Annotated in this window: 19 protein-coding genes and 3 pseudogenes; 12 read left to right on the top strand and 10 right to left on the bottom strand. The window is 73.3% G+C overall.

Annotated elements, in window-relative coordinates; genetic code table 11:
• Window positions 1-37: 37 nt before the first annotated feature.
• Window positions 38-751 carry a thymidine kinase gene (locus tag ABGB16_RS25425; protein ID WP_347670605.1) on the top strand — a complete coding sequence of 238 codons (714 nt, stop codon included), beginning with the start codon at window positions 38-40 and terminating at the stop codon, window positions 749-751.
• Window positions 752-775: 24 nt separating this feature from the next.
• Here the strand turns inward: ABGB16_RS25425 and ABGB16_RS25420 are convergent, their stop codons facing one another.
• Window positions 776-1234, bottom strand: a complete 459-nt coding sequence (locus ABGB16_RS25420; protein WP_347670604.1) for a hypothetical protein — start codon at window positions 1232-1234, stop codon at window positions 776-778.
• Window positions 1235-1352: 118 nt separating this feature from the next.
• Here ABGB16_RS25420 and ABGB16_RS25415 point away from each other — a divergent pair, with 118 nt between their 5' ends.
• From ABGB16_RS25415 to ABGB16_RS25405, 3 genes and pseudogenes are all read left to right on the top strand, one after another.
• Entirely contained in the window at window positions 1353-3059 is a 1707-nt protein-coding gene (locus ABGB16_RS25415) for an acyl-CoA dehydrogenase family protein (RefSeq protein WP_347670603.1), read from the top strand.
• Window positions 3060-3147: 88 nt separating this feature from the next.
• A complete protein-coding gene (locus ABGB16_RS25410; protein ID WP_347670602.1) occupies window positions 3148-3672 on the top strand; it encodes a hypothetical protein in 525 nt (174 codons plus the stop codon).
• A 5-nt stretch (window positions 3673-3677) separates the two neighbouring features.
• Window positions 3678-4694, top strand: a pseudogene (locus ABGB16_RS25405) (M48 family metalloprotease); the annotation flags it as partial.
• Window positions 4695-6515: 1821 nt separating this feature from the next.
• On the opposite strand, the gene ABGB16_RS25400 reads toward ABGB16_RS25405, so the two are convergent.
• The 6 genes from ABGB16_RS25400 to ABGB16_RS25375 all read right to left on the bottom strand — a co-directional run bounded on the left by ABGB16_RS25400 (window position 6516) and on the right by ABGB16_RS25375 (window position 10472).
• The gene (locus ABGB16_RS25400) at window positions 6516-7517 is read right to left on the bottom strand and encodes a tyrosine-type recombinase/integrase (RefSeq protein ID WP_347670623.1); all 1002 of its coding nucleotides are present in this window, start codon (window positions 7515-7517) and stop codon (window positions 6516-6518) included.
• Window positions 7518-7983: 466 nt separating this feature from the next.
• Window positions 7984-8418, bottom strand: a complete 435-nt coding sequence (locus ABGB16_RS25395; protein WP_347670601.1) for an Hsp20/alpha crystallin family protein — start codon at window positions 8416-8418, stop codon at window positions 7984-7986.
• 75 nt (window positions 8419-8493) lie between these two features.
• Window positions 8494-8616 carry a hypothetical protein gene (locus ABGB16_RS25390; RefSeq protein WP_347670600.1) on the bottom strand — a complete coding sequence of 41 codons (123 nt, stop codon included), beginning with the start codon at window positions 8614-8616 and terminating at the stop codon, window positions 8494-8496.
• A 32-nt stretch (window positions 8617-8648) separates the two neighbouring features.
• Window positions 8649-9179 carry a DUF2087 domain-containing protein gene (locus tag ABGB16_RS25385; RefSeq protein WP_347670599.1) on the bottom strand — a complete coding sequence of 177 codons (531 nt, stop codon included), beginning with the start codon at window positions 9177-9179 and terminating at the stop codon, window positions 8649-8651.
• Window positions 9180-9237: 58 nt separating this feature from the next.
• Entirely contained in the window at window positions 9238-9867 is a 630-nt protein-coding gene (locus tag ABGB16_RS25380) for an NADPH-dependent F420 reductase (protein ID WP_347670598.1), read from the bottom strand.
• 107 nt (window positions 9868-9974) lie between these two features.
• Window positions 9975-10472, bottom strand: coding sequence for a MarR family transcriptional regulator (locus ABGB16_RS25375; RefSeq protein WP_347670597.1), 498 nt, complete (start codon window positions 10470-10472; stop codon window positions 9975-9977).
• Between the two features lie 69 nt (window positions 10473-10541).
• Here ABGB16_RS25375 and ABGB16_RS25370 point away from each other — a divergent pair, with 69 nt between their 5' ends.
• The 5 genes from ABGB16_RS25370 to ABGB16_RS25350 all read left to right on the top strand — a co-directional run bounded on the left by ABGB16_RS25370 (window position 10542) and on the right by ABGB16_RS25350 (window position 15576).
• The gene (locus tag ABGB16_RS25370; protein WP_347670596.1) at window positions 10542-11777 is read left to right on the top strand and encodes an MFS transporter; all 1236 of its coding nucleotides are present in this window, start codon (window positions 10542-10544) and stop codon (window positions 11775-11777) included.
• A 95-nt stretch (window positions 11778-11872) separates the two neighbouring features.
• Entirely contained in the window at window positions 11873-13396 is a 1524-nt protein-coding gene (locus ABGB16_RS25365) for a glycosyltransferase family 39 protein (RefSeq protein WP_347670595.1), read from the top strand.
• A 21-nt stretch (window positions 13397-13417) separates the two neighbouring features.
• Window positions 13418-14260 (top strand): TIGR04222 domain-containing membrane protein, encoded by an 843-nt coding sequence (locus ABGB16_RS25360; protein WP_347670594.1) that lies wholly within the window; start codon window positions 13418-13420, stop codon window positions 14258-14260.
• 343 nt (window positions 14261-14603) lie between these two features.
• Window positions 14604-15212, top strand: a complete 609-nt coding sequence (locus ABGB16_RS25355; protein WP_347670593.1) for a TOPRIM nucleotidyl transferase/hydrolase domain-containing protein — start codon at window positions 14604-14606, stop codon at window positions 15210-15212.
• Window positions 15169-15576 carry a recombinase family protein gene (locus tag ABGB16_RS25350; protein WP_347670592.1) on the top strand — a complete coding sequence of 136 codons (408 nt, stop codon included), beginning with the start codon at window positions 15169-15171 and terminating at the stop codon, window positions 15574-15576. The genes ABGB16_RS25355 and ABGB16_RS25350 overlap by 44 nt, the downstream gene beginning before the upstream one ends.
• 88 nt (window positions 15577-15664) lie before the next feature.
• On the opposite strand, the gene mraY is transcribed toward ABGB16_RS25350, so the two are convergent.
• The 3 genes from mraY to ABGB16_RS25335 all read right to left on the bottom strand — a co-directional run bounded on the left by mraY (window position 15665) and on the right by ABGB16_RS25335 (window position 18128).
• A complete protein-coding gene (gene mraY, locus ABGB16_RS25345) occupies window positions 15665-16768 on the bottom strand; it encodes a phospho-N-acetylmuramoyl-pentapeptide-transferase (protein ID WP_347670591.1) in 1104 nt (367 codons plus the stop codon).
• Between the two features lie 28 nt (window positions 16769-16796).
• Window positions 16797-17417 carry a DinB family protein gene (locus ABGB16_RS25340; protein WP_347670590.1) on the bottom strand — a complete coding sequence of 207 codons (621 nt, stop codon included), beginning with the start codon at window positions 17415-17417 and terminating at the stop codon, window positions 16797-16799.
• Between the two features lie 216 nt (window positions 17418-17633).
• Window positions 17634-18128 (bottom strand): DUF4158 domain-containing protein, encoded by a 495-nt coding sequence (locus ABGB16_RS25335; RefSeq protein WP_347670589.1) that lies wholly within the window; start codon window positions 18126-18128, stop codon window positions 17634-17636.
• A gap of 935 nt (window positions 18129-19063) precedes the next feature.
• Between ABGB16_RS25335 and ABGB16_RS25330 the strand changes: the two genes are divergently transcribed.
• The 3 genes and pseudogenes from ABGB16_RS25330 to ABGB16_RS25320 all read left to right on the top strand — a co-directional run.
• Window positions 19064-19639: an SMI1/KNR4 family protein gene (locus ABGB16_RS25330; RefSeq protein WP_347670588.1), complete on the top strand. Its 576-nt coding sequence runs from the start codon at window positions 19064-19066 to the stop codon at window positions 19637-19639.
• Window positions 19640-20001: 362 nt separating this feature from the next.
• Window positions 20002-20823: pseudogene (locus ABGB16_RS25325) on the top strand (FAD-dependent monooxygenase); the annotation flags it as partial.
• Window positions 20824-20937: 114 nt separating this feature from the next.
• Window positions 20938-22968 (top strand): annotated as a pseudogene (locus tag ABGB16_RS25320) (DUF4158 domain-containing protein); the annotation flags it as partial.
• Window positions 22969-23102: the final 134 nt, after the last annotated feature.

Raw genomic sequence — 23102 nt, 5'->3', positions numbered from 1 at the left:
CTGATCGTCGAGGGTTGATCGACTAGGCTGCCCGGACGTGACCGACGACGCCGCTGCCGCCCCGATCTGCCTGGCCCGCCCCCTACCGGGCCCGGACGACCTCCGCGCCGGCTGCGCCGCCGCCCGCGCCGTCGACGGCCGGCCGCTGCACGCCGCCGCGTTGAAGTTCTTCTGGGGGCCGATGGACTGCGGCAAGTCCACGATGGCGTTGCAGATGAACCACAACCACGCCCGGCAGGGCCGCCGCGGCCTGGTCACCACCCGCATCGACCGCTCCCTCGGCCCGCAGGTCACCACCCGCATCGGCCTGGCCCACGCCGCCGTCGAGGTCACCGACACCCTCGACCTGCGCGACCTGGTCCGCGACGCGTGGGCCGAGGGCGTACGCGTGGACTACCTGATCTGCGACGAGGCGTCGTTCTACAACCTCGAACACATCGACCAGATGGCCGACCTGGTCGACAACTACGACGTCGACGTGTACGCCTTCGGCCTGGCCACCGACTTCCGGTCCTGCCTGTTCCCCGCCGCCCAGCGGCTGTTCGAACTGGCCGACTCCGTCGCCCGCATCCAGGTCGAGGTGCTGTGCTGGTGCGGCCGCGAGGGGCTGCTCAACGCCCGCGTCGTCGACGGCCGGGTGGCCCGCGAGGGCGAACAGGTCGTCATCGGCGACACCGTCGACACCGCCGAGGTGCGCTACCAGGTGCTGTGCCGGCGGCACTACCGCTCCGGCGACCTCGGCGGCAGCTGACACACCGGTGGCCGGGCGCCGGCTTCAGTACGGGTCCCCGCACACCCGCCACCGACCGTCCTCGCGTACCACCGGCAGCCGGCGCTCCTCGCTGCCCCCACCCTCGCGGGTCAGGCGCACCGTCACCGTGCCGAGGGGCCGGCCGCCGCGGGTGGCCACCGACACGTCGGTGATCTCGTAGCCGGTGACCTGCGGCGGGGTACGCACCCAGGCGCTGAAGCCGCCCGCGCTCCACTTCCCGCGGGCCTCGGCGCACAACCGCTCGTACGCCCGGTCGACGTCCCCGGCGGCGACCTCGTGGAGGAACCCGTCCGCGGTCCGCCGCACCGGCTCGGTCGACCGCGTGATCAGCTGAAGGTTCCACGCGCCGAGGCCGGCCACCCCGATCAGGCACAGCAGCAGCCCCAGCCCGGCGAACAGCAGGCCGGCCCGCGCCGGCCGGCGGCGCCGGACCGGCCGCGTCCACGGCTGCTGCCTGCCCACATCTGTCGACCGTAGACAACCGACCCGCCGGCGCGCAGCAACTCGCCTCTGTCGCCGCCGCCCACGCATCGTCTACCGTCGGCGCACACCCGCCACACCGCGCCCCTGGAGCGAGACGATGACCCGTTACGTGCAGCCGGTGCCCGCCCCCGACGACCCGTACACCGGGGACAGCCTGCTGCGGTCCTGGCTGGAACGGCAGCTCGGCCCGGCCGGGCACGCCGCCGCGAAGGGCCGCCTGGCCGACCTGGCCGCCGACGTCGTCGGGCCGCTGCGCGCCGCGCACGCCGACGCCGAGGCGCACCCGCCGACGCTGGTGCGCTACGACCCGTGGGGCGCGCGCGTCGACCGGATCGACACCTCCCCCGGCTGGCAGGCCCAACGCGCCGCCGCAGCCCGGCACGCCGTGGTCGCCCTGCCCTACCTGGACTCCGCGCGCGGCACGTGGGGCGCCGCCGCCCGGGTCGTCCAGCACGCGCTGCTGCACCTGTACGGGCCGGAGTCGGCCACCTTCTCCTGCCCGGTGGCGATGGCCGACGGCGCCGCCGCGCTGCTCAGTCTCCCCGAGGTCGATCCGGGCGTGCGCGACGCGTGGCTGCCCCGGCTGACCTCCACCGACCCCGGCACCGCGATCGTCAGCGGGCAGTGGATGACCGAGTCGCAGGGCGGGTCGGACCTGTCCCGCTCGGACACCACCGCCCGGCCCGCCGGCGACGGTTCGTGGCGGCTGACCGGGGAGAAGTGGTTCTGCTCCGCCGCCGACGCCACCATGGCCGTGGCCCTGGCCCGGCCCGAGGGCGCCGGGGCGGGTAGCCGCGTCCTCGCGCCGTTCCTGGTGCCCCGCTACGCCGCCGACTCCCCCCTCGCCGGCGCCGACGCCGCGCCGTACGCGCCGGCGCCGGGGGTCACCGTGCACCGGCTCAAGGACAAGCTGGGCACCCGCGCGTTGCCCACGGCCGAGGTCGGGCTGCGGGAGGCGTACGCGCTGCCGCTGGGCGACCCGGCCGTGCCCGGCCTGGTGCGGGCGATGACCCTGGTCGTGGTGACCCGGGTGCACAACGCCGCCGCCGCGGCCGGCGGGATGCGCCGCGGCCTGGCCTACGCCCGCGCGTACGCCGACGCCCGCACGGTCGCCGGCGGGCGGCTGGCCGACAACCCGCTGCACCGGGCCACCCTCGGCGCGCTCGCGGTCGACGCGGCCGCCGCGTTCGCCCTCGCCGGGCACGCGTTCGCGCTGCTCGGCCGGGTGGAGGTGGGCGCCGACCCGGACGCCGCCGCCGAACTGCGCGTCGTCGCGCCGCTGGCCAAGCTCGCCACCGGCCGGCTCGCCGTGCCCTCGGCCAGCGAGTACGTGGAGGCGTTCGGCGGCGCCGGGTACGTCGAGGACACCGGCGTGCCCCGGCTGCTGCGCGACGCGCAGGTCCTGCCGATCTGGGAGGGCACCACCAACGTCCTGGCCCTGGACGTGCTGCGCGCGGTCACCCGCGAGGACGCCGGCGCGCCGCTGCTGCGCCGGCTGAGCGCCGCCGTGGACCTGGCCCGGCCGATGTCACCCGCCCTGGCCGACACCCTTGCCACCGCCACCGCGGACCTGACCGCCGCCCTCGCGGACGCCGCCGCCGACCCGCGGGCCGTCGACGTGGTCGCCGGGGCGCGCGGGCTGGCGCTGCGGGCCGCGGCGGCGCTGACCGCGGCGCTGCTGGTGGAGCACGCCGCGTGGGGCGACGAGCAGGCGGAGGTGGCCGCGCGGCTGTGGGCGCGGCGCCGGCTGCGCCACGAGAACATCGCCGCCGACGCCCACCAGCACCTCGACCTGCTCTGCTGAGCCGGGGCCCGCCGCGCGGTCCGAGACGCGGTTGACCCCTGTCGATAGCATCGGCCTGGCCGATACCGCGATACGACGGGAGTCGAGCGTGGAGCCGACGACGCGACACGAGGACGGACGGGCCGAGCGGACACCACGGCTGGTACGCGACGCCGTGCGGGACGTCGTCGCGGAGGTGGCCCCCGACGAACTGGTACTCGCCGACGCGCTGCGGCGCTTCGACGACGACACCGCGCTGCGCCGGCTCACCCGCGCACGCCAGTCCCGGGACATGCTCGGGTTCGGGCTGGGCGAGGCCGCGGTCCTCGTCACCCCGCTCGTCTGGATCGCCGTCGACGAGGTCGTCCGGGCGGCGGTCGGGGCCGGGATCACGCGGGTGGGCACGGGAGCGCGTACCTGGCTGCGCGCCCGGCTCCGCCGGCCGCAACCGCCCCGGGCGATGCCGGCGCTGACCGGGGAGCAGTTGCGGGCCGTACGGGACCGGGTGGGTGAACTCGCCGTCGCCGCCGGCCTCGCGCCCGCGGAGGCGGCGACGCTGGCGGACCGGGTGGTGGCCCGGTTGGCGCTGGCCGTGGACGACGGCCCGCGCGACGACGACGCCGACCGGGGGTAGGGCCGGTGGTGTCCGAGGCACCCGGCCGTGCCCCCGCGCACCAGCGGGTGCCGCGAGCGGGGGCACGGCCCCGCTTCGTCCTGCTGCTCGTCCTCTTCGTCGGCATCGCCGCGGCGACCGCCGGCGCCATCATCGACGCCGTCGCCGACCAGGACGGCGTGCGGGTCGGCTGCGGGTTGGCCGCCGGGGGCGATCCGGGGCTCAGCGACCTCGACGTGGTGGTCCGGATCGCCGAACAGCAGTCCGCGTACGCCGACTGCGTGGACCGTTTCGTGCCGGCGCAGGCGTGGTGGTGGAAGCCGGGCGCCCTGATCCTGCTGCTGGTCTGCGCCGCGGTGGTGTACTGGATCCTGCCTGCCTGGAAGGGGCGGCGGAGCCTGGTCGTGCCGATCGAGGAAGTCGAGGGACACGCCGAGCTGCGGGCCGTGCTGGCGGAGCTGGTCACCGTCGCCGGGCTGCGGCGCCAGCCCCGCTTCGTCGTCGCCCCCGCCGTCTCCACCACCGGGGCGGTCGTCTTCGGTCGGCTGCGTCACCACACCGTCCGCCTCAACGGTGGCCTCCTCGCCCGGCGGCGCCGTGATCCCGAGGGCTTCCGCGCCGTGGTGCTGCACGAGCTGGCGCACCTGCGCAACCGCGACGTCGACATCACGTACGCGACCGTCGCCCTGTGGCGCGTCCTGCTCGGGGTGGTCCTCCCGCTCGACCTGGCGTACATCCTCGCGGTGTCCCTGCCCGACACGGCGGGCACCTACATGCAGACGCGGGAACAGTCCCGGGTCGTGCACCACCTGGCGATGCTGGCCGTCACGGTCGTCCTGGTCTACCTCGCCCGCGCGGACATCCTGCGTACCCGTGAGTTCCACGCCGACCTGACGGCCAGGCGGTGGGGCGCGGACGTGCGACTCTGGCAGGCGGCGGCCGGGCGCGACCCCACGGGCGGCCACCGGTCCGCCGTCGGGCGGCTGGTGGCGCGCGGGGCGGCCCTCTGGCACACCCATCCCAGCTGGCAGCAACGGCTGAGGTCGCTGGCCGACCCGGCGGCGCTGCTCGCGCCGCAGCGGCTGCCGTTCTTCCTGACCGGTGCGACGGCGGCGATCACCGCCACCCGGATGCCGGCGTTGCTGGCCCTGCTCGGCGTCGGGCAGCAGTGGCGGACGTGGGTCATCGCGGCGACCGTCGCGGTCCTGGTCACGGCCGTCACCGGTCTACTCCTCCGGCCGGCCGTGGCGGACGCGGCGCACACCGGCGGCCCGGCGTCCGGGTTGCGGGCCGGCTGGTGGCTGAGCGTCGGCCTCGTCGTCGGCGAGATCGCGGTCGGCCGCGCGGGCAGCGTCTGGGACCTGCTCCCCGAGCAACCGGCCTTCCTGCTGCTGCTCGCGCTCGCCGCGTTCGGGGTCACCTGGTGGACGGCGGAGCACGCCCGGATGTCGGCCGCGCCGGCGGGGTCACGGCCGCGTTGGCCGACGCTGCTGGGGCTCGGCGTCAGCTGCTTCGTCCTCGCCCTGTGGTGGGGGTGGTGGGAGGCCGACGGCATCATCTATGCGGGCGGCATGCTGTCCTTCTTCGGCGACGCTGCGGTCAGCAGATACGAGCAGGTCCTGACGGACGGCCAGGGCTACGAGGGGCCACTACTGGAACTCGTCCCCGGCCTGCCGGTGCTGCTGGCCCTGACCCGTCGTCCGGACCTGCTGTGGGCGGCCGGCGCGCTGTGGCTGCTGCCGCTGCTGACCTGGCTTCGCCGCCCGACGGTCGTCGCCCGGCTACGCTCGACAACCGCCGCGGCGGGCATCGGCGGGCTCGGCGCCGTGGCGGTGACCGCCTGCGTGCGGGCGTGGTCCCCGCCGGTCGACGGCCGGGAACAACCCCACCTGATCGCCTACACGATGTGGGTCATGGTCGCGGTGCTCGCGTGCATGTGGCTGGCGACCGCCGCCACCGCCGCGACGGCCTCCCCCTTCCCGCTGCTGCGCGGCCTGGTCGTGGCGGGTACCACGGGGCTGGCCGGGCTGGGCGCCCTGGCCGTGCTGGTCACCGTCGACGGCTGCGTCCGTCCGCTCGCGGTCCTCGGGTCCTCCTGCGACCCGGACCCGGCGGCAGGCGAGTGGATCGTCGAGCTGCTGGCCCCGACCACGCTGGGCCTGGGGCTGTTCCTCGCCGTTCCCGTCGCCGCCGTCGCCGCGGTGGCCGGGGGGTCACTGCGTCGGCTCCGTGCCCGGGGCGCGCCGGCCCCGGCAGGACCGGCAACCGGCGGGGGTGTCACGGCGCGCCCACGGTGGCCGGCCGTCGTCGGGGTGGTCGGGCTGTGCCTGGCGGCGACCGCGACGAGCACCGCGGTGACCGTGGCGCACCTCCGCTCGCCCGCCCCGGCGGCCACCGACTCCGGCGGGCTGAGTCCCGCACTCACCGACCGGCCCACGTCACCGGCCGTACGCGCGGCGCAGGTGCGGGCCTGGCTCGCTCTCGGCGGGAACGAGCTGGTCATGCAGATCGCCGGCAGCTTGCTGGAGCTGTCGAAGCCGTTCGGGGGGACCGACCGCCGACGGGGCGCGGCGAGCGTTGACGGACTGGGCGTTCATCGACGCCGAGATACGGCCCCGCTGCGCCGCCGTCACGGAACGCGTGGCCCACGCCCGTCGGTACTTCGACCATCCCGAGCCGGGCGGGCAGGCGGCGTGGACGGCCCTGCTGTCCCGCGCGGAACAGATGGGCGTCGACTGCGACCTCGCGGTCCGGCAGCGGGACCGGCTCCGGTACGCCGCCGCGCTCCGGCAACTGGCGGCGCTCGCCGAGGACGCGCCCGCCATGGTGCGGGCCGTCGTCGGCTGAACCGCCGGGCGTGCGGGTCAGCCGACGCGGCGGGCCCGGGCGGCCCAGAGGACGTACGCGGGGTCCCGGTCCAGGTTGTGCCGGTCCCGGTCGTAGCGGCGGGTGGTCCGCGGGTCGGCGTGACCCATGGCGTCCTGCACGTCCTCCAGCGGCACGCCCTCCGCGCGGGCGGTGGTGGCGAACGCGTGCCGCAGCGAGTGCGGCGACAGCTTCGCCCAGGCCGGGATGCCGGCCGCCCGGGCCAGCCGGCGCACCAGCCGGAACACCGAGTGCCGGTCCAGGCGGGCGCCGGTCGCGGTGACCAGCAGCGGCCCGGTCAGCTCGTGCGGCGCCACGCCCCGCGCCGCCGCCCGCGCCGCCAGGTAGGCGTCGACCGCGTACGCGGTGGACGGGGTCAACGCGCGCCGCCGGTACCTGCCGCCCTTGCCCACGAACCGTACGCTGCGGTGCCCCCGCTCGGCGCCCAGGTCGGCCACGTCCAGCGACACCAGTTCCCCCACCCGCAGCCCCAGGTCGGCCAGCAGCGCGATGGCCGCCCGGTTGCGGACGGCGGTCGGGCCGGTGTCCGCCTCGGCGGCGGCCAGCAACGCGTCCACCTCCTGCGGGGTGAGCCCCACCGTCGCCGAGTGGTCCCGGTCGACGCGGGGCCGGTCCGCCCCGGCGACGGGGTTGGCGTCGACGGCCCGCAGCTTGACCAGGAAGTCGTACCAGCTGGACAGGGCCGACAGTCGGCGGGCCACGGTGGCGGGGGTCAGCGGCCGCCCGCTGCGTGCGGTCGGGGTGGCCTCCAGCGCCCGGCCGTAGGCGTTGACGTCGAGGAACGTCGCCCGCAGCGGGTCCAGCTCCCGGGCGGCGCACCAGGCCAGCCAGCCGGCCACGTCCCGCCGGTACGCGTCACGGGTGTGCTCGGACAGCCGCCGGTTACGCAGCCACGCCTCGGTGAAGTCCTCCGGTCCCGCGCCGGGCAGGACCGGACGGGCCGACGGGCGGGACAGCACCGGGACCTCGGGACGTGACATGCGAGAAAGGCTCTCAGTCCGGGGTCGGATCGGCGGTGAGGCGCGCCGCGCACCCGTGCGCTCATCCGACGGCGGACCGGGCCGGCTGATCGACCAGCCGGCCGTCGGCCAGCAGCCAGCGCCGGTCGACGCCGACCGCGTCGGCGAACCACGCGTCGTGCGTCACCAGCACCACCGTCCCCCCGGTACGCCCGCAGCGCCTCCTCCACCACGTCCAGAAAGCGGAGGAAGCCCAGAACGGTGACGTCGGTGCGCAGCGCGTCGTGGGTCTGCGGCAGCAGCCCCACCTGAGCGGCGGCGGTGACGGTCCCGCCGTCGTGTCGGTCGGCTCCCTGCGGGTCGACAAACCGGTCCGGGCCCGAGTCCGGCAGCACGTCCGGACGCCCGCCACCGGTTTTCACTGGTTTCGGAGGCTTCGGTTCGGGGCGCCCGGCGCGGGCGCCCCGAGGTCGACCCGTGAGGCGGGTCAGGCGTCGATCTGCTTGCGGCCGTTGCCGTTTCCGTTGCCGGCGGTGACCGTCACCCGCCGCGGCTTGGCCCGCTCGGCCACCGGGATGCGCAGCGTCAGCACGCCGTTGTCGTAGCCGGCCTCCAGGCCGTCGGTGTCGAGGGTGTCGCTGAGGAACAGCTGCCGGCTGAAGGTGCCCATCTGGCGTTCCGCGGCGACCAGCTCCACCTTGTCGCCGGTCGGGCGGCGGCGCTGTGCGCGGACGGTGAGCACGTTGCGCTCGACGGTGCAGTCGATGCTGTCCGGGTCCACGCCGGGCAGGTCGAACGCGGCGTAGAAGTAGTCCCCGTCGCGGTAGGCGTCCATGTGCATGAGGGCCGGGCGGGTGGTGGTGCCGAAGAACTGCTCGGCGAGCCGGTCGATCTCGCGGAACGGGTCGGTGCGCATCAACATGGTTCGTGCCTCCTCGGTTCTCCTGGGCCGAAGGTGTCAAGTTGAGTCTGTGCGACTCAAGTTCCGTCTTCCTGTTTAGCGCGTCGGGTCGGCGTCGTCAACTCGCTTCTCCAACCAGTGCCGCGCGTACGGGTCGGCGCCGTAGGCGGGGATCTCCCGGTAGCCGTGCCGCGCGTACGGTGCGCGGGCCGCCGGCACCGGCGGCCCGTCCTCGACCGCGGCGGGCGGGGTCAGGCGGGGTCCGGCCGCCAGTAGACGCCCTGGTCGCGGGCGAGCAGCCGATCGTCGACCAGGTACCGGCGCAGCGTGACATGGTCGGCCTCGCCGCCGTCGCACCACGCCCGCAGCGCCTCGTCGACCGCCCGCTCCGGGTAGCGCGCCCCGGGCTCGAAGGACCGGGCGGCGATGTGCTCCAGCAGGTGCCGCCGTCGGCCCCGCTGGGCGGGGAAGCGGATCAGGACCCCGTCGCGCAGGAAGGTCCGCAGCACCGCCGCGGCCGGCGACTCCGCCGCCGCCACGGAGTCCCCGGTACGGGTACGCGCCATCTCCCGCAGCCGGCCGTCGTCGACGCGCAGGCCCGGCCCGGCGTCGGTGACCAGGCCGGCGTCGACGAGCCGCCGCACGGCGGTCGCGACGTCCCGCCCGCCCAGGCCGGTACGCGCCGCGACCGCGGCGGCGTCGGAGTCGCCGAGGGTGATCGCGGCGAAGACGAGGCGGCGACGCTCGTCGGCGAGTGCGCCCGCCAGGGCCCGTGCCGTCATGGCGGCCACCCTGCCAGCGCGTCGGGGCGCGCCGCCACCGGATTTCCGCGCCCGCGGGTCAGCCGGTCGGGCCGACGAGTTGGACGGCGGACTGCCAGGGCCAGCCGTTGCGGGCGTTGAGGGTGATGTTGAGGAAGGCCATCTCCTCGAGGCTGCGGGCCATCCGCAGGCCGCCCGCGTCGATCGGCCGGTAGCCCAGGGACTCCAGCAGCCGTGCCACCGTGGCCTTGGCCTCGGGGTCGTCGCCGGCGTAGAAGCCGTCGAGGCGCTGGCCGTCCTCGGTCGGGTTGCCGTGTCGGGACGCGAAGAGGGTGTTGAACGCCTTGACGATCCGCGCGTTCGGCGCCTGCGCCGCAAGCTGCTCGCTCACGCTGGTGCCGAAGGTGGTCAGGTCGCTGTAGGAATCGTTGAGCGGGTTGGTGACGTCGACGACGACCGGGCGGTTGGCCTCGTCGCCGAGCGAGCGCAGCACCGGGGCGGCCACCTGGGCCGGGACGGCCAGGACGACGACGTCCGCGTCGCGGGCCGCGTCGGCGGGGCTGTCCGCCGCCCGCGCGTTGGTGCGCTCGGCGACGGCGTCGGCGCGTTCCCGGTGGGCCGCGACGACGGTGACGTCGTGCCCGGCGCGGGTGGCGGCGTCGGCGAGCGCACCGCCGACGTTGCCGGCACCGATGATCGCGATCCGCATGGCGAAGCCCCTTCCGGCTGCGCGACGTCGCCCGTCCGTCGGCGGGCGTGGACGCAGCCCACAGCCAACGTAAGCCCGGGCGGCGCACCGGCGGGCGCGGTTGACGATTACCGGCCGGGACGTTCGGCGAGCAGGGCGACCCGGCGCAGCAGGTCCGACAGCAGTCGGCGCTCCTCGCCGCTGAGGGCGCCGAGCAGGCGCCGTTCCTCGGCGGCGACCACGTCGATCGCTGCCCGCCAGGCCGCCCGCCCCGCCTCGGTCAGTTCCACGTCGACCCGGCGCCGGTCCACCGTGGACGGGATCCGGCGCACGAGTCCGCGCCGCAGCAGGGCGTCGACCCGCGCGGTCACCGACGCCGGGGCGAGACCGAGGTCGGCGGCGAGGTCCGTCGGGGCGGCCCGGCCGCGCCGACCCGCCAGGGCGTGCAGCGTGTCGTACTCGTGGGCCGCCAGGGCGTGGTCGGTCAACGAGCGCTCCTTGACCCCGCGCAGGTGGCGGGTGAGCGCCGACATCCGGACGACGGCGCCTTCGGTGTCCGGGTCCAGGTCCGGCAGCACGGGCAGCCAGCGCGCGACGTGCTCGTCCACCCGGTCGCGGTCGGTCATGCGCCGAAGGGTACGCCCCCACCGGAATTTCGATGGCGAAATATTCGGTCTCGAAATACTGTCCTCGGCGTGACCCATCCCCTCCGCGCGCCGGCCTTCCGGCTGCTCTTCATCGGCCGCACCGTCTCCGCCGTCGGCGACGCCGTCGTACCCGTGGCCCTGGCCCTCGCCGTCGTCCGCGCCACCGGCTCCGCCGCCGCCCTGGCCCTCGTGCTGGGCTGCGCCATGCTGCCCCGGCTGCTCCTGTTACCCGTCGGGGGCGTCGTCGCCGACCGGTACAACGCCCGCCGCGTCGCCATCGCCACCGACCTGACCCGCTGCGCCACCCAACTGGCCGTCGGCGTCGAACTGCTCGGCGCCGCGCCGTCGCTGACCCACATCGCCGCGGCGTCCGCGCTCACCGGAGCCGCCTCCGCGTTCGCCCTGCCCACCCGGTCCCCGCTGGTCGCCGGCACCGTCGAGGCCGCCGGACGGCAACGCGCCAACGCCCTGCTCGGCGTCACCGCCAACACCAGCCGCCTCGCCGGCCCCGCCCTGGCCGGGCTGCTCGTCTGGGCAGCCGGCCCCGGCTGGGCGTTCGTCATCGACGGCGCGTCCTTCGCCCTCAGCGCCCTGCTGCTGGCGGCGACCCGCGTACGCCACGTCCCCGCGCCCCGCCGGTCCGTCCGCGCCGACCTGGCCCTCGGCTGGCAGGAGGTGGGCTCGCGGGACTGGTACTGGACCAGCCTGCTCGCCCACGGCGTGTGGAACGGCGCCGCCGCCGTCCTGCTCACCATGGGCCCGCTCGTCGCCGTCGACCGGCTCGGCGGCGAGGGCGTCTGGGTACTGCTGCAACAGGGCGGCGCCGTCGGACTGGTGGCCGGATCCCTGCTCGCCGGGCGGCTACGGCCACCCCGGCCGGTGCTGGCCGCCAACCTCGGCCTCGCCAGCTACGCCGCCCCGCTGCTGCTGCTCGCCCTCGCCGCCCCCGCGCCCGCCGTCATCGCCGCGTACTGCCTGGCCATGACCGCCCTCGGGTTCCTCAACCCCGTCTGGGAAACCGTCGTGCAGGACCAGTTCCCACCGCAGGTGCTGGCCCGGGTCACCTCGTACGACTGGCTGGTGTCCCTCGCCGCGACGCCGCTCGGCTACGCCCTCGCGCCCCTTGCGGCGCAGGCCTGGGGCACGCCCGCGCCCCTGACCGCCGCCGCGGCGCTGGTCGCGCTCGCCTGCGTCGGCACCGCCGCCGTCCCCGGCGTACGCCGGATCGCCTGGCCCGCACCCGCCCCACAGCCGCGACCCGAGGTCGCCGGCGCGCGCCCCTGAGCAGACCCGCCGCACCCCGGCGGGCCTCCCGCCGCCGGTCGACACCCCCTCCGCGCGGGTACCCGCGCGACGCGACCAGGCTCGACAATGGAGCCGTGACCGGAACAGCGACCGGCCCGCACCCGGCGCGGGTCACCCCCACCGCCGAGCCGGGGCCGCCCACCAACCTCCCCTGGCTGGTGGGCGGCGGCCTCGCCGTCGTGCTGCTACTGCTCGCCCCCCGCTACGGCTACCACCGCGACGAGCTGTACTTCCTGCTGGCCGGCCGCCACCTCGACTGGGGATACGTCGACCAGGGTCCCCTGGTGCCCGCGCTCGCCCGCCTCGCCGACACCCTCGCCCCCGGCAACCTCGTCGCGCTGCGCACCCCGTCCGCCCTGCTCGCCGCCGCCGCGGTCGCGGTCAGCGCGGCGATCGCCCGGGAGTTCGGCGCCGGCCGGGGCGCCCAACTGTTCGCGGCGCTGCTCGCCGCCGGCGCCGGCATCGTCCTCGCCGGCGGGCACCTGCTCAGCACCACCACCGTCGACCTGCTGGTCTGGCTCGTCGCCGCGTGGTGCGCGATCCGGATGCTGCGCACCGGCGACACCCACTGGGCCCTCGGCGTCGGCGTCGCCCTCGGCGTCGGCACGCTCAACAAGTTCCTGCCGGCGCTGCTCGGCGTCGGCCTGGTCGCCGGGCTGCTCATCGCGGGCCCGCGCCGCCTGCTGCGCGACCGCTGGGTGCTCGCCGGCGCCGGTTTCGCCGCGCTGCTCGCCGCCCCGACCGTGCTCTGGCAGGCCACCCACGGGTTCCCGCAACTGGATGTCGCATCCGCGATCTCCGACGGGGACAGCTCCTACAGCGGTCGCCTCGACGCGCTCGTCCTCCAGTTCGTCATCATCAGCCCGTACGTGGTGCCGATCTGGGTCGCCGGGCTCGTGGCGCTGCTGCGCCGGCCGGCCTGGCGGGCGTACCGGGCCGTGGCGTGGGCGTGGCTCGTCGTCGCCGCCGTGGTCCTGGCCGGCGGCGGCAAGGGCTACTACGACGCTCCCCTGCTGCTGGTGCTCACCGCCGCCGGCGCGGTCGCCGCCGCCGGCTGGGCCACCACCCGGATACGGCGGGCGCTGCTGGCCGCCGCGGCCCTGGCGGCCGTCGCGACCAACGCCGTGCTGCTGCTGCCCACCCTGCCGGCCGACCGGCTGCCCGGCTTCGTGGTCGCCGCCAACTACGACGCCGGGGAGACCATCGGCTGGCCCGCGTTCGCCGACTCCCTCGCCGCCGTGCACCGCGGACTGCCCGCCGATCAGCGCGGCCGGGCGGTCATCCTCGCCGGCAACTACGGCGAGGCCGGGGCGGTGGCCCGCTACGGGCCCGCCCGCGGGCTGCCCCGCGCCTACTCCGGCCACAACAGCATGGCCGACTTCGGTCAGCCCCCACCCGGCGCCGACGTCGTCCTCGCCGTCGGCTGGCAGCGCCCCGACCAGCTGCGCCGCTGGTTCACCGACGTCACCGAGGCCGGCCGCGTCGACCAGCGCGTCGACGTCGACAACGACGAGAACGGCGGCCCGATCTGGCTGTGCCGGGGCCTGCGCCGCCCCTGGGCCGACATCTGGCACACCGAGGTACGCCACGCCGGCTGACCGCCTGTCAAACTGGACGGCGTGCTCTGGGGTGTCGACGGTCCGCACTTCCTGCTCGACTACGCCGCGGCGGTCGCCGCCGCCCTGGCCGTCGCCCTGGCGGTGCGCGGGCTCACCGGCCGCCGCACCCGGGGCCCCGAGCCCGGACTGGTCGCCCGCGCGTACCTGACCGACCGGGCCGGCCTGGCCTGCCAGGTCGCCGCCGCCACGCTGCGCCGCGCCGGGGCGCTGCGGCTTGCCGAACTGTCCACCATGGTCGCCGCCGGGCCCGCCCCCGACGGGTCGGCGCCGCTGGTCCGGGCCGTGCACGCCGCCGCCCGGCAGCCGCAGACCTGGGCCGCCGTGCTCGCCGATCCGGGCGTCAACCAGGCCCTGCGCCGGCTCGTCACCCGCCTGCTGCGCGACGGTTGGCTGCTCACCCGAGGGCAACGCCGTCGCATCGTCCTCGCGGCGGTGCCGCTGTTCGCCGTCGCCGCCGTCGGGATCGTCCGGCTCGCCGAGAGCGCCGCGTGGCACCGCGACGCCGGTGGCCCCGCGTCCGTGGTGGGCCTGCTGCTGGGCTGCGGCGCCACGCTGTTGGGTGGGTGGCGGCTGTGCGAGGTGCCGGAGACCAGCGCCGCCGCGCGCCGGCTGCTGCGCCGCGCCCGCCGCGCCCACGCCAACCTCGACCCGCAGCGGCGGCCCGCGTGGAGCGAGCGCGACCCCGGGGATGTGCTGACGGCGATGGCGCTGTTCGGGTCGCGCCCGCTGCTCGCCGTCGACCCCCGCTTCGCCGAGACGGTCGGCGTCGCCGACGAGCGCCCGCGACCGCCGACGCCGAGGCAGGCCGCCCGGCAGGAACGACGCGACACCGTCGGCCGCTGATCGGCCGCCCCTACGCGGTCACCCCCGGTCGGGCCCGTGACCGGACGGCATCGCCGGTCGGGCCCGTGACCGGACGGCATCGCCGGTGTCGTTAATCGGTTGTCGCGGCCGTACGCGTCGCCGAGGATGCGGTCATGGCCACGACCCGGCGAGCGGACACGTCCACCCCCCGCGGACGGCAAGCCGTCCGCCACGCGGGCCGCATGGACCTGCTGCGCGAGCGGATCGACGGACGCGTAGGCCAGTAACCCCTGCGGGTGCGAACAGTCACCGGAGCCGGACACGACCATGGATGCCACCCAGCGCCGTGAGCTTGCCCGCAGGGCGCTCGACGGCTACGTGAGTGGTCCTGCCGCTACGGTGCGGGCAACGGCCGACGCCCTCGCCAAGGTCGACACCGCCCCGGGCGGTCGTTCTCGTCGAGGGCATCAGCGACCAGATCGCGGTGGAGACGGCCGCGGTGTGCCGGGGCCGGGATCTCGACGCGGAGCGGGTCGTGGTCGTGCCGATCGGCGGGGCGCACGCGATCGGCCGCTTCCTGACCGGGTTGGGCCCGCTGCGTACCCAGGTGCGGCTTGTCGGTCTGTGCGACCTGCGGGAGGCAGAGCTGTTCCGGCGTGGGCTGGCCACCGATGCCGGCCCGCCCCGCACGCGCACCCACCTGGAGCACCTGGGGTGCTACGTCTGTGTCGACGATCTGGAGGACGAGCTGCTCCGCGCCGTGGGCACGGCAGAGGTCGAAGCGCTCTTCGACTCGCAGGGCGATCTCGGGTCGTTCCGCTCGTTGCAGAGCCAGCCCGCGTGGCGCGGCCGGCAGCCCGAGGCGCAGATGCGGCGGTTCCTGGGCAGCGGCTCGCGCCGCAAGCTGCGCTACGCGCGACTGCTCGTGGAGGCGGCAGCCGGCCGGGATGCCCTGCCAGGGCCGCTCGACGCGTTACTCACCGACATCTGACCCGCCAGGGTCGCCGTGGACGGCCAGCAAACACCTGGTACGGCTCGCACCGTCGATCGCCGTCGGCCGCCATTTCCGGACCCTCGACGGCATCGTGCTCGACACCAGCGACGACATGTGCGGCGAACTGATTTTCACCGTGTTCGCCGCCATCGCCGAGTTCCAGCGCCAGCAGATCGTCAAAGGCACCCGCGAAGGCCTCGACGCCGCCCGCGCCCGGGGCCGCCCTCGCGCCCTGACCCTCGAACAGGTCGCTGACGCGCGGATGCTGCTGGGAGTCGGGCAGACCCAGGCAGCTGTTGCCGGCAAGCTCGGTGTCTCCCGGTGGACTCTCCGGCGTGCTCTCGATACCACGTCTGACTGATCCGGGGCGATGCTGGCACCCCGGTGGGCAACCAGGCTGCCGCGGCGGATCACCGTCGGTGGCACGACCCAGGCTTGTCGCGTGGCTTCTATCCAACGACCGCCAGGAAATCCGAGTAGAACATGCCCAGGCCGACCGCCACGCAGACGCCGGCCACGATCCAAAACCGGACCACAATATTGACCTCGCTCCACCCGGCCAGCTCGAAGTGGTGGTGCAACGGCACCATCCGGAAGACACGCCTACCGGTGGTTCGGAACGAGACGATCTGGATCACCCAGGTCGTCGTGATGATGACGAAGAGCCCGCCGATCATGATCGAAAGTAGCGTGGTGCGGCTTGCCACCGCGAGCCCGCCGATCAGGGCGCCGAGCCCGAGCGAGCCCACGTCACCCATGAAGATCCGCGCCGGGGACGTGTTCCACCACAGGAAGCCCACGCAGGCGGCGGCCGCAGCCGCCGCGATCATGGCGATCTCCAGGGGATCCCGGACCTGATAGCAGTAGTCGTTCACGCGGGCGTACGCGTCGTCGGCGCACCAGTGCCGGTACTGCCAGAAGCCGATCAGTGCGTACGCGCTGAGCACCAGGATCGACGCGCCGGTGGCCAGGCCGTCGAGGCCGTCGGTGAGGTTCACGCCGTTCGACATCGCCATGATCACGAAGACGATGACCATGACCGCGCCGACCTTGCCGACGTTCAGCCAGCTGATGTCGCGGATGAGCGAGATGTGCTCGCTGGCCACGGTCTGGCCGTCGGTGCTCGGCACGTAGAGCGCGGCGATGCCGAACCCGCCGCCGACGATCGCCTGGCCGAGCAGCTTGCCTTTGGCGGACAGTCCGTCGGAGTTGCGCCGGCGCACCTTGAGGAGGTCGTCGAAGAAGCCGACCGCGCCGCAGAAGACGAACAGGCCGAGCAGGACGAGGGCCGTCATGGTCGGCCCCTCCTGCGCGATCTGCCGTTCGGGCAGGGTGGTCAGGGCAATGTGCCCGGCGACGTAGGCGAAGACGGTGGCCACGATGAAGACGACGCCGCCCATCGTGGGCGTGCCCTTCTTGCCCTGGTTGCTGGCGAGCCCGATGGATCGGATCGGCTGGCCGGCCTTGAGCGCGGTGAAGACGCGGATCGCCACCGGGGTGCCGAACAGGGAGATGATGAAGGCGACCGCGGCCGCGACGATGACTGCCCTCACGGGCGAGCCTCCACGAGATCCGGATTTCTCACGGCGTCCCCACCGCGCCATGCGTGTCGGATAGGTCGGCATGATGCGAGCCGCCGGCCGCTTCCTGCGCAGCCCGCTCGATCTTCGCCCGGTGCGCCTCGCGGGCCGCTGTGTCGATCTGCTCCTCGTACTCAGCCATCACCCCGGTCCGGCCGTCGATCTGCTCACGCAGGATGTCGGCGTGTCCGGCATGCCGGGTGGTCTCCTGAAGGACGTGGACCATGATGTTGAACAGCTTGACGTCGGGCCGCGACCACCACGGCACGTGGCCAGGCGCGTCGACGGGAAGCTCTTTGATCGTCGCGTCCGCATGCCCCCAGGCACCTTGATAGAAGTCGATGATCTGTTCGCGGGTCTCGTCCGGGGTCACCCACAGGTCGCTGCCGTCCGCGTCCTGCCACCGCCCCAGCGGCTCCGGGTACGGGCGGCCGAAGACCTCACCGAAATACCAGGCCTCCACGGTCGCCAAGTGCTTCACCAGGCCAAGGAGGTTGGTCCCCGTCGCTGTCAAGGGACGCCGGACGTCGTACTCGGACAGGCCATCGAGCTTCCAGACCAGCGCCTGACGTGTCCGCCTGAGCTGGCCGTGCAGATGGCCCTTCGCGAAATCCTCGATCATGGGACACGAGCTTGCCATCCGACAGCAACCGGAGCAGCCCTGGACCCCACAGCGCCGTGGTTCGTAACTCGCCGACACGAATCCGACGACGATCTTGCAGTGCCAGGCCCGAGGTTCAACTTGTGTCCGAAGCCGCGGAAATAGGCATATGACAGGCACTCGGACAGTTCCGATAACCACCGTCCGCAAGAAGATGGACCCAGATCCGTCGGCGCGCTACACGGGCGGTGCCTGGTCGGGGTTGCGTAGCGGGCGGTGTCCGCCGGCGAGGTCGGGCAGGACGAACGAGTAGTGGCCGTGGACGTTCAGGTGCGCGTACTGGTAGGCCGCGTCGACGTCGCGTACCGGGTGGCCCTGCGCCCGTAGGGTCGTCACCGCGCGATCTAGATAGATGGCGCTCCATAAGGTCACGCAGTTGAGGATGAACCCGAGCGCGTCGAGTTGGTCTTCCATGCCGTCGTGGTAGGCCCGGCACACCTCCGCCAGGGACCGGTCCACGTGCCGAACCGTCACCAGTTGCAAGGCGAAACCAAGCCGCGAGTGTGACCCGCGATGCTCCGCGACCAGCTCACGATCCGCGTCGTCGAGGAAGAAGAACCGCTCCAGCATCTCCCGGTCCGGCGGCTTCTCGAGATACCGGTCGAAACCATCTATCTCGCCTGCGACAAAAAGCCCACCGACGTCGACGCGGGCGATCACCGTACGCAGCACAACCCCACGCCACCAGAGAAGATGATCTTGGCTAACGGGACTTTTCCGAGCATTGGTCCTCAAGGGCCGCTTCGAATCGACCATGTACGTCGCAGCGACGCCCATCGGCACCGTACAACAGAACAGTCATTATGATGTGTCTGTGGTTTGCCCGTTTTGTGGCGCTTAATTTCTGGATTGGTGTTACCGGTAATCCGATAATTAGGCGCGAGCGCGTGGGACGGGGTCCCTGGGACGTGCCCGGCTCTGCCGGTCGCTTCGCAGCCGAGTTGGCGAGTTGGGCCGTCCGTGTGGTGGTGGAAGCTGAGGGCCTGGGCGACGACCGGTGCTGGGGCTTGGAGCACGAGCTGGCGCAGTGCGGCGGCCGGGGACGGTCGGGATACCGAGGTCCCGGATGAGCGGGGCGATCGTGTCGACGGTGAGGGATTGGCCGGCGCGGCGGCGGGGGAACAACGAGCCGGGCAGGCCGCACGCGGCTCCCGGAGCGTCGGCCTGCTTCTCGTGGTGGGACTGCAAGCTTCTCCGCGTGCGCGCGAGCTGGTGGGCGAGATCGGCCAAGGGGAGAGCCTGCGGGTCTGCTGTGCGACAGGTGCAGCGCGGCGTCGAGCATCGCACGGATGGTTTCCGACGGCGCTGGTCAGCTCGCCGGCGTGCTCGGCCAACCGGTCGCGGGAGATCGCCCGCGGCCCCGCCTCGGTGGCGTGGTTGCGGCGGGCACCACCTGCAGGATGACCTCGGCGAAGAACACCGCACGGGCGAGCAGGAACTCGACTTCTTCCACCTGGCCTGGCGGGACCGCTCCTGCGGTCTGATCGACGTGGCGTGCACCCTGCTGCTCATCGTTCCACGAGTCCGAATGAACCTGGGCTGACTTGTCCGACGTGTCCAGGAGCGAAGCCTGCCGTGCCGAGCATGCTCGCCAGAGGAGTTCAAACGTGGACATTCCACCCTTCAGCATCACCGAGTGGCGCACGTTCCTGCGTGACTACAGTTCGAAGTTCCTGGACAGCTCGAGTTTGCTGCGCATGATCGAAAAGAACGGGGCCGGAACGTTCGTCAGGAGTCACGTCCAGCGTGAGGGATGGATTGGCTACGAGCCGGCCAGTGCGGACGCAGTCGTGGCCGCTGAAGAGCGGCTCGGCACTCGACTGCCGCCGACGTACCGGAACTTCCTGATGGCTAGCAACGGCTTTGGCTACGTCGACCATGTCGATCTGCTCAACGTGGACGAGATCGGGTGGCTTCCCGAACGCGACCCAGACTTCGTGGAAATCTGGAGCTGCGACCTTGACGACGGTAATCGCCAGATGCTCGAGCGGAGCTTGTTGATCGCGAAAGACGATGGCGGCCCCGGTGTCTGCTGGCTGCTGTATCCCGACGACGCGGCGGAGGACGGTGACTGGGCTGCGTACGAGTGGTTTACCGGCGATGGCAGCAGTCCTGATGACGATCGTTACGACAACTTTGGTGCGCTGCTGTTGCATGCGGCTCGGCGATTGGACGCCGATTGAGGTCTGGAAACTACGGACAGGCCGGTTGGCCCGCCGCGGTGGCGATAGGTTGACGGGTAAAGGACTGGACGGGATGGTGCTCAGGCTTGTAGCTTGCAGTTGCCTGTGGCACCGCCCGAGGAGGTGAGACCCATGAACGCTGTATCGATGTGGGTGCTCCCCCTTCCCGTCACGGTCGGGCGATTGACATAGGTGTCGCCGGGAGCGCCTCGCCAGCAAGGCACTCCCGAAAGGCAGCACCTGTGCACTCTCTGCAGTTCACCGCCGAGCCGTCGTCGAGCGAGACGGTCGAGCGCGACTTCACCGGGGGCGACGTCCCCGGACTCCCAGCGGCGGCCTCCGGCGCCGATCGTGCGCCCCTCATGTTCGACGTGATCATTGCCGGGTGCGGGCCGACCGGTGCGATGCTGGCCGCCGAACTGCGGCTGCACGATGTGCGGGTACTCGTCCTGGAGAAGGAAAGCGAGCCCGCGTCGTTCGTCCGCATAGTCGGCCTGCATGTTCGCAGCATCGAGCTGATGGCAATGCGCGGGCTGCTGGAGCGCATTCGCGAACGCGGAAGACAGCGTCCGGCCGGCGGCTTCTTCGCCGCCATCGACAAACCCGCGCCCGAGGGCCTGGATTCCGCGCACGCCTATCTGCTGGGCATCCCACAGCCGGTCATCGTTCACCTGCTCGAAGAACATGCGATCGAACTGGGTGCGCAGGTCCGGCGCGGTTGCGCGGTGGCCGATTTCGAGCAGGACGACGACGGTGTGACCGTCGAGCTGGCCGGCGGGGAACAGCTGCGTTCACGTTATCTCGTCGGCTGCGACGGCGGGCGCAGTACGGTGCGCAAACTGCTCGGCGTCGGCTTTCCCGGCGTGCCCTCGCGGACCGAGACGCTGATGGGCGAGATGGAAGTGGGTGTGCCGCAGGAGGAGATCGCCGCCAAGGTGACCGAAATCAACGAGACCCATAAGCGATTCTGGCTCAGGCCCTTCGGCGGAGGGGTCTACAGCGTCGTGGTTCCCGCCGCAGGGGTCAGCGATCGCGCGGAACCGCCCACCCTCGAGGATTTCAAACAACAGTTGCGCGCCATCGCCGGAACCGATCTCGGCGTGCACTCCCCGCGCTGGTTGTCCCGCTTCGGGGATGCCACCCGGCTGGCCGAGCGTTATCGGGTCGGGCGGGTGCTGCTGGCCCGCCCGTAGTTTCCGGACCAAAAACAACGCTAAGAACTGAGGCATTGATCTAGGTCTGACGGACCCGTAGCCTCCCGTCCGTTTGGGGACAGTCGGTGGACGGGTGGTGGGTTCGTGGGCACGCGGGACGTGTTCTCCGAGGAAGAGCTGGCGCAGCTTCGGGCGTTCCCCGAGATCGGCCGGGTGGACCTGATCCGGCACTTCACGCTCACCGACGCGGACGAAGCGTTCGTGCGCAAGTTCCGGACGGGACGCAACGTGCTGGGCGCGGCGGTGCAGTTGTGCACGTTGCCGTGGCTGGGCTACGTGCCCGATGACGTGACGGCGGCACCGGCCGCCGCAGTGGGCCGGTTGTCGCAGCGCCTCGGGGTGCCGATGGGCGAGCTTCGCGACTACGGCGAGCGGGAGCAGACCCGCACCGAGCATCTGCGGCAGATCGCCGCGTACGCCGGGTGGCGCTCGACGGACGACGTGGAGTGGAAGGAGCTGGACGAGTTCCTGTTCGCGCGGGCGATGGAGCACGACTCGCCGAAGCTGTTGTTCCGGCTGGCGTGCGAGTTCCTGACGTCGTCGCGGGTGGTCCGGCCGGGCGTGATCCTGATCTTGAAGCGGGTCGCTGCTGCCCGGTACCGGGCGCGGGACGAGACGTGGGCCCGGGTCGCGCATCTACTCTCGGACCGCCGCCGCGCCGAGCTGGACCTGCTGCTGGTGCCAGACGCGTACCTCGGCCGTACCCCGCTGGCCTGGTTGGGGGTGGGGCCGACGTCGTCGAGCCCGGCCGCGGTGAAGGCGGAGTTGGAGAAGCTGGCGTACCTGCGGCGGCTGGACGCGCACACACTGGACCTGTCGAGCCTGCCGGCGGAGCGGCGCCGGTTCCTCGCCGGCGTCGGGCGCCGGCTGACCGGGCAGGCGCTGCTACGGCGGGAGCCGGAGCGCCGGTATCCGATCCTGCTGACGCTGCTGGCGCAGTCCGCCGTCGACGTCCTGGACGAGACGCTGCTGCTGTTCGACCAGGCGGTCTCCGGGCGGGAGTCCGCAGCGAAGGCCAAGATGACCGAGGCCCTGGCCGAGCGGGCGCGCGGCGGGGAGAACCGGCAGCAGTTGCTGGACGAGATCCTGTCGATTGTGCTGGACCCGGTGGTCGGTGACGATCAGGTTGGCGGACTGATCCGGTCGAGGCTGGGGATGGAGCGGTTGCGGGCGGCGTGGGCGGCCAGGCAGGAGCGCCTCCCGCGTGACCACGGGCACCTGGCGATGATGGACGCGTCGATGGCATACCTGCGGCAGTTCGCCCCGGCCGTGCTCGCCGCGGTCCAGTTCGCCGGTGGGCCGGGCACCGAGCAGTTGCTCCAGGGCGTGTCGATGCTGACCGGCCTGTACGCGACCGGTACCCGGAAGGTGCCAGCCGGGGCGCCGGTCGGGTTCGTGCCGACGAAGTGGGCCGGCTACCTCGCCGCCGCCGCGGAGTCCGGCGACGTCACCGCCTACCGGCACTACTGGGAGCTGTGTGTCCTGGTGGGGTTGCGCGACGGGCTGCGCTCGGGCGATGTGTTCGTCCCTGGCAGCCGCCGGTACGCGGACCCGGCGTCGTTCCTGCTCACCGGTGAGGCGTGGGTGCCGCAGCGGGTCGAGTTCTGCCACCTGGTCGGCAAGCCCGCCGACGCCGCCGACGCCCTCGCCCAGGCCGACGACGAGCTGCACACCGCCCTGGTCGACCTGGAGACACTGCTGGCGAAGGGCACGACCGGGCAGGTCCGACTCACCGACGACGGCGAGCTGATCATCCCGCCGCTGACCGCCGAGGACGTCCCGGCCGAAGCCGACGCCCTGCGCACCGAACTGGCCGGGATGCTGCCCCGCGTACCGCTGGCGTCCGTGCTGGTCGAGGTCGACGCCCGGACCGGGTTCACCAACCACCTCGTGCACGCCGGCGGGAAGGTCAACCGGCCCGTCGAGCTGAAACGCAACCTGATGTACGTGATCATCGCCGAGGCCACGAACATGGGCCTGACCGCGATGGCCGAGTCCTGCGGGGTGCCGTACGACGTGCTTGCCTGGACCGCCGAGTGGTACTTCCGCCCCGAGACCCTGGAAGCGGCCAACGCGGCGATCGTGAACTACCACCACCGTCTCCCGCTGACCCAGACCTTCGCCCGAGTTCGACAGTTGGTGGGCATGCGGGGTGGGTTGGCGGCGGATCTGTGCAGGTGAGAGGGCTGACGCTCGCCTGAGACTGTCCGGTGGCGTGGGCAAACGGATTTGCCGTGGGTATTGTGCTG

The sequence above is a fragment of the Micromonospora sp. B11E3 genome, from assembly GCF_039871625.1.
In the GTDB taxonomy this organism is placed as follows: Bacteria; Actinomycetota; Actinomycetes; order Mycobacteriales; family Micromonosporaceae; genus Micromonospora.
The sequence above is the reverse complement of the archived record's forward strand: the minus strand, read 5'-3'. Positions and strand labels throughout refer to the sequence as shown.

Coding starts and splice junctions, on each gene's coding strand:
- ABGB16_RS25350 (WP_347670592.1), top strand. CDS start 15,169: ATGCCCTGCCAGGGCCGCTCGACGCGTTACTCACCGACATCTGACCCG.
- ABGB16_RS25415 (WP_347670603.1), top strand. CDS start 1,353: ATGACCCGTTACGTGCAGCCGGTGCCCGCCCCCGACGACCCGTACACC.
- ABGB16_RS25340 (WP_347670590.1), bottom strand. CDS start 17,417: ATGATCGAGGATTTCGCGAAGGGCCATCTGCACGGCCAGCTCAGGCGG.
- ABGB16_RS25385 (WP_347670599.1), bottom strand. CDS start 9,179: ATGACGGCACGGGCCCTGGCGGGCGCACTCGCCGACGAGCGTCGCCGC.
- ABGB16_RS25395 (WP_347670601.1), bottom strand. CDS start 8,418: ATGTTGATGCGCACCGACCCGTTCCGCGAGATCGACCGGCTCGCCGAG.
- ABGB16_RS25380 (WP_347670598.1), bottom strand. CDS start 9,867: ATGCGGATCGCGATCATCGGTGCCGGCAACGTCGGCGGTGCGCTCGCC.
- ABGB16_RS25375 (WP_347670597.1), bottom strand. CDS start 10,472: ATGACCGACCGCGACCGGGTGGACGAGCACGTCGCGCGCTGGCTGCCC.
- ABGB16_RS25400 (WP_347670623.1), bottom strand. CDS start 7,517: ATGTCACGTCCCGAGGTCCCGGTGCTGTCCCGCCCGTCGGCCCGTCCG.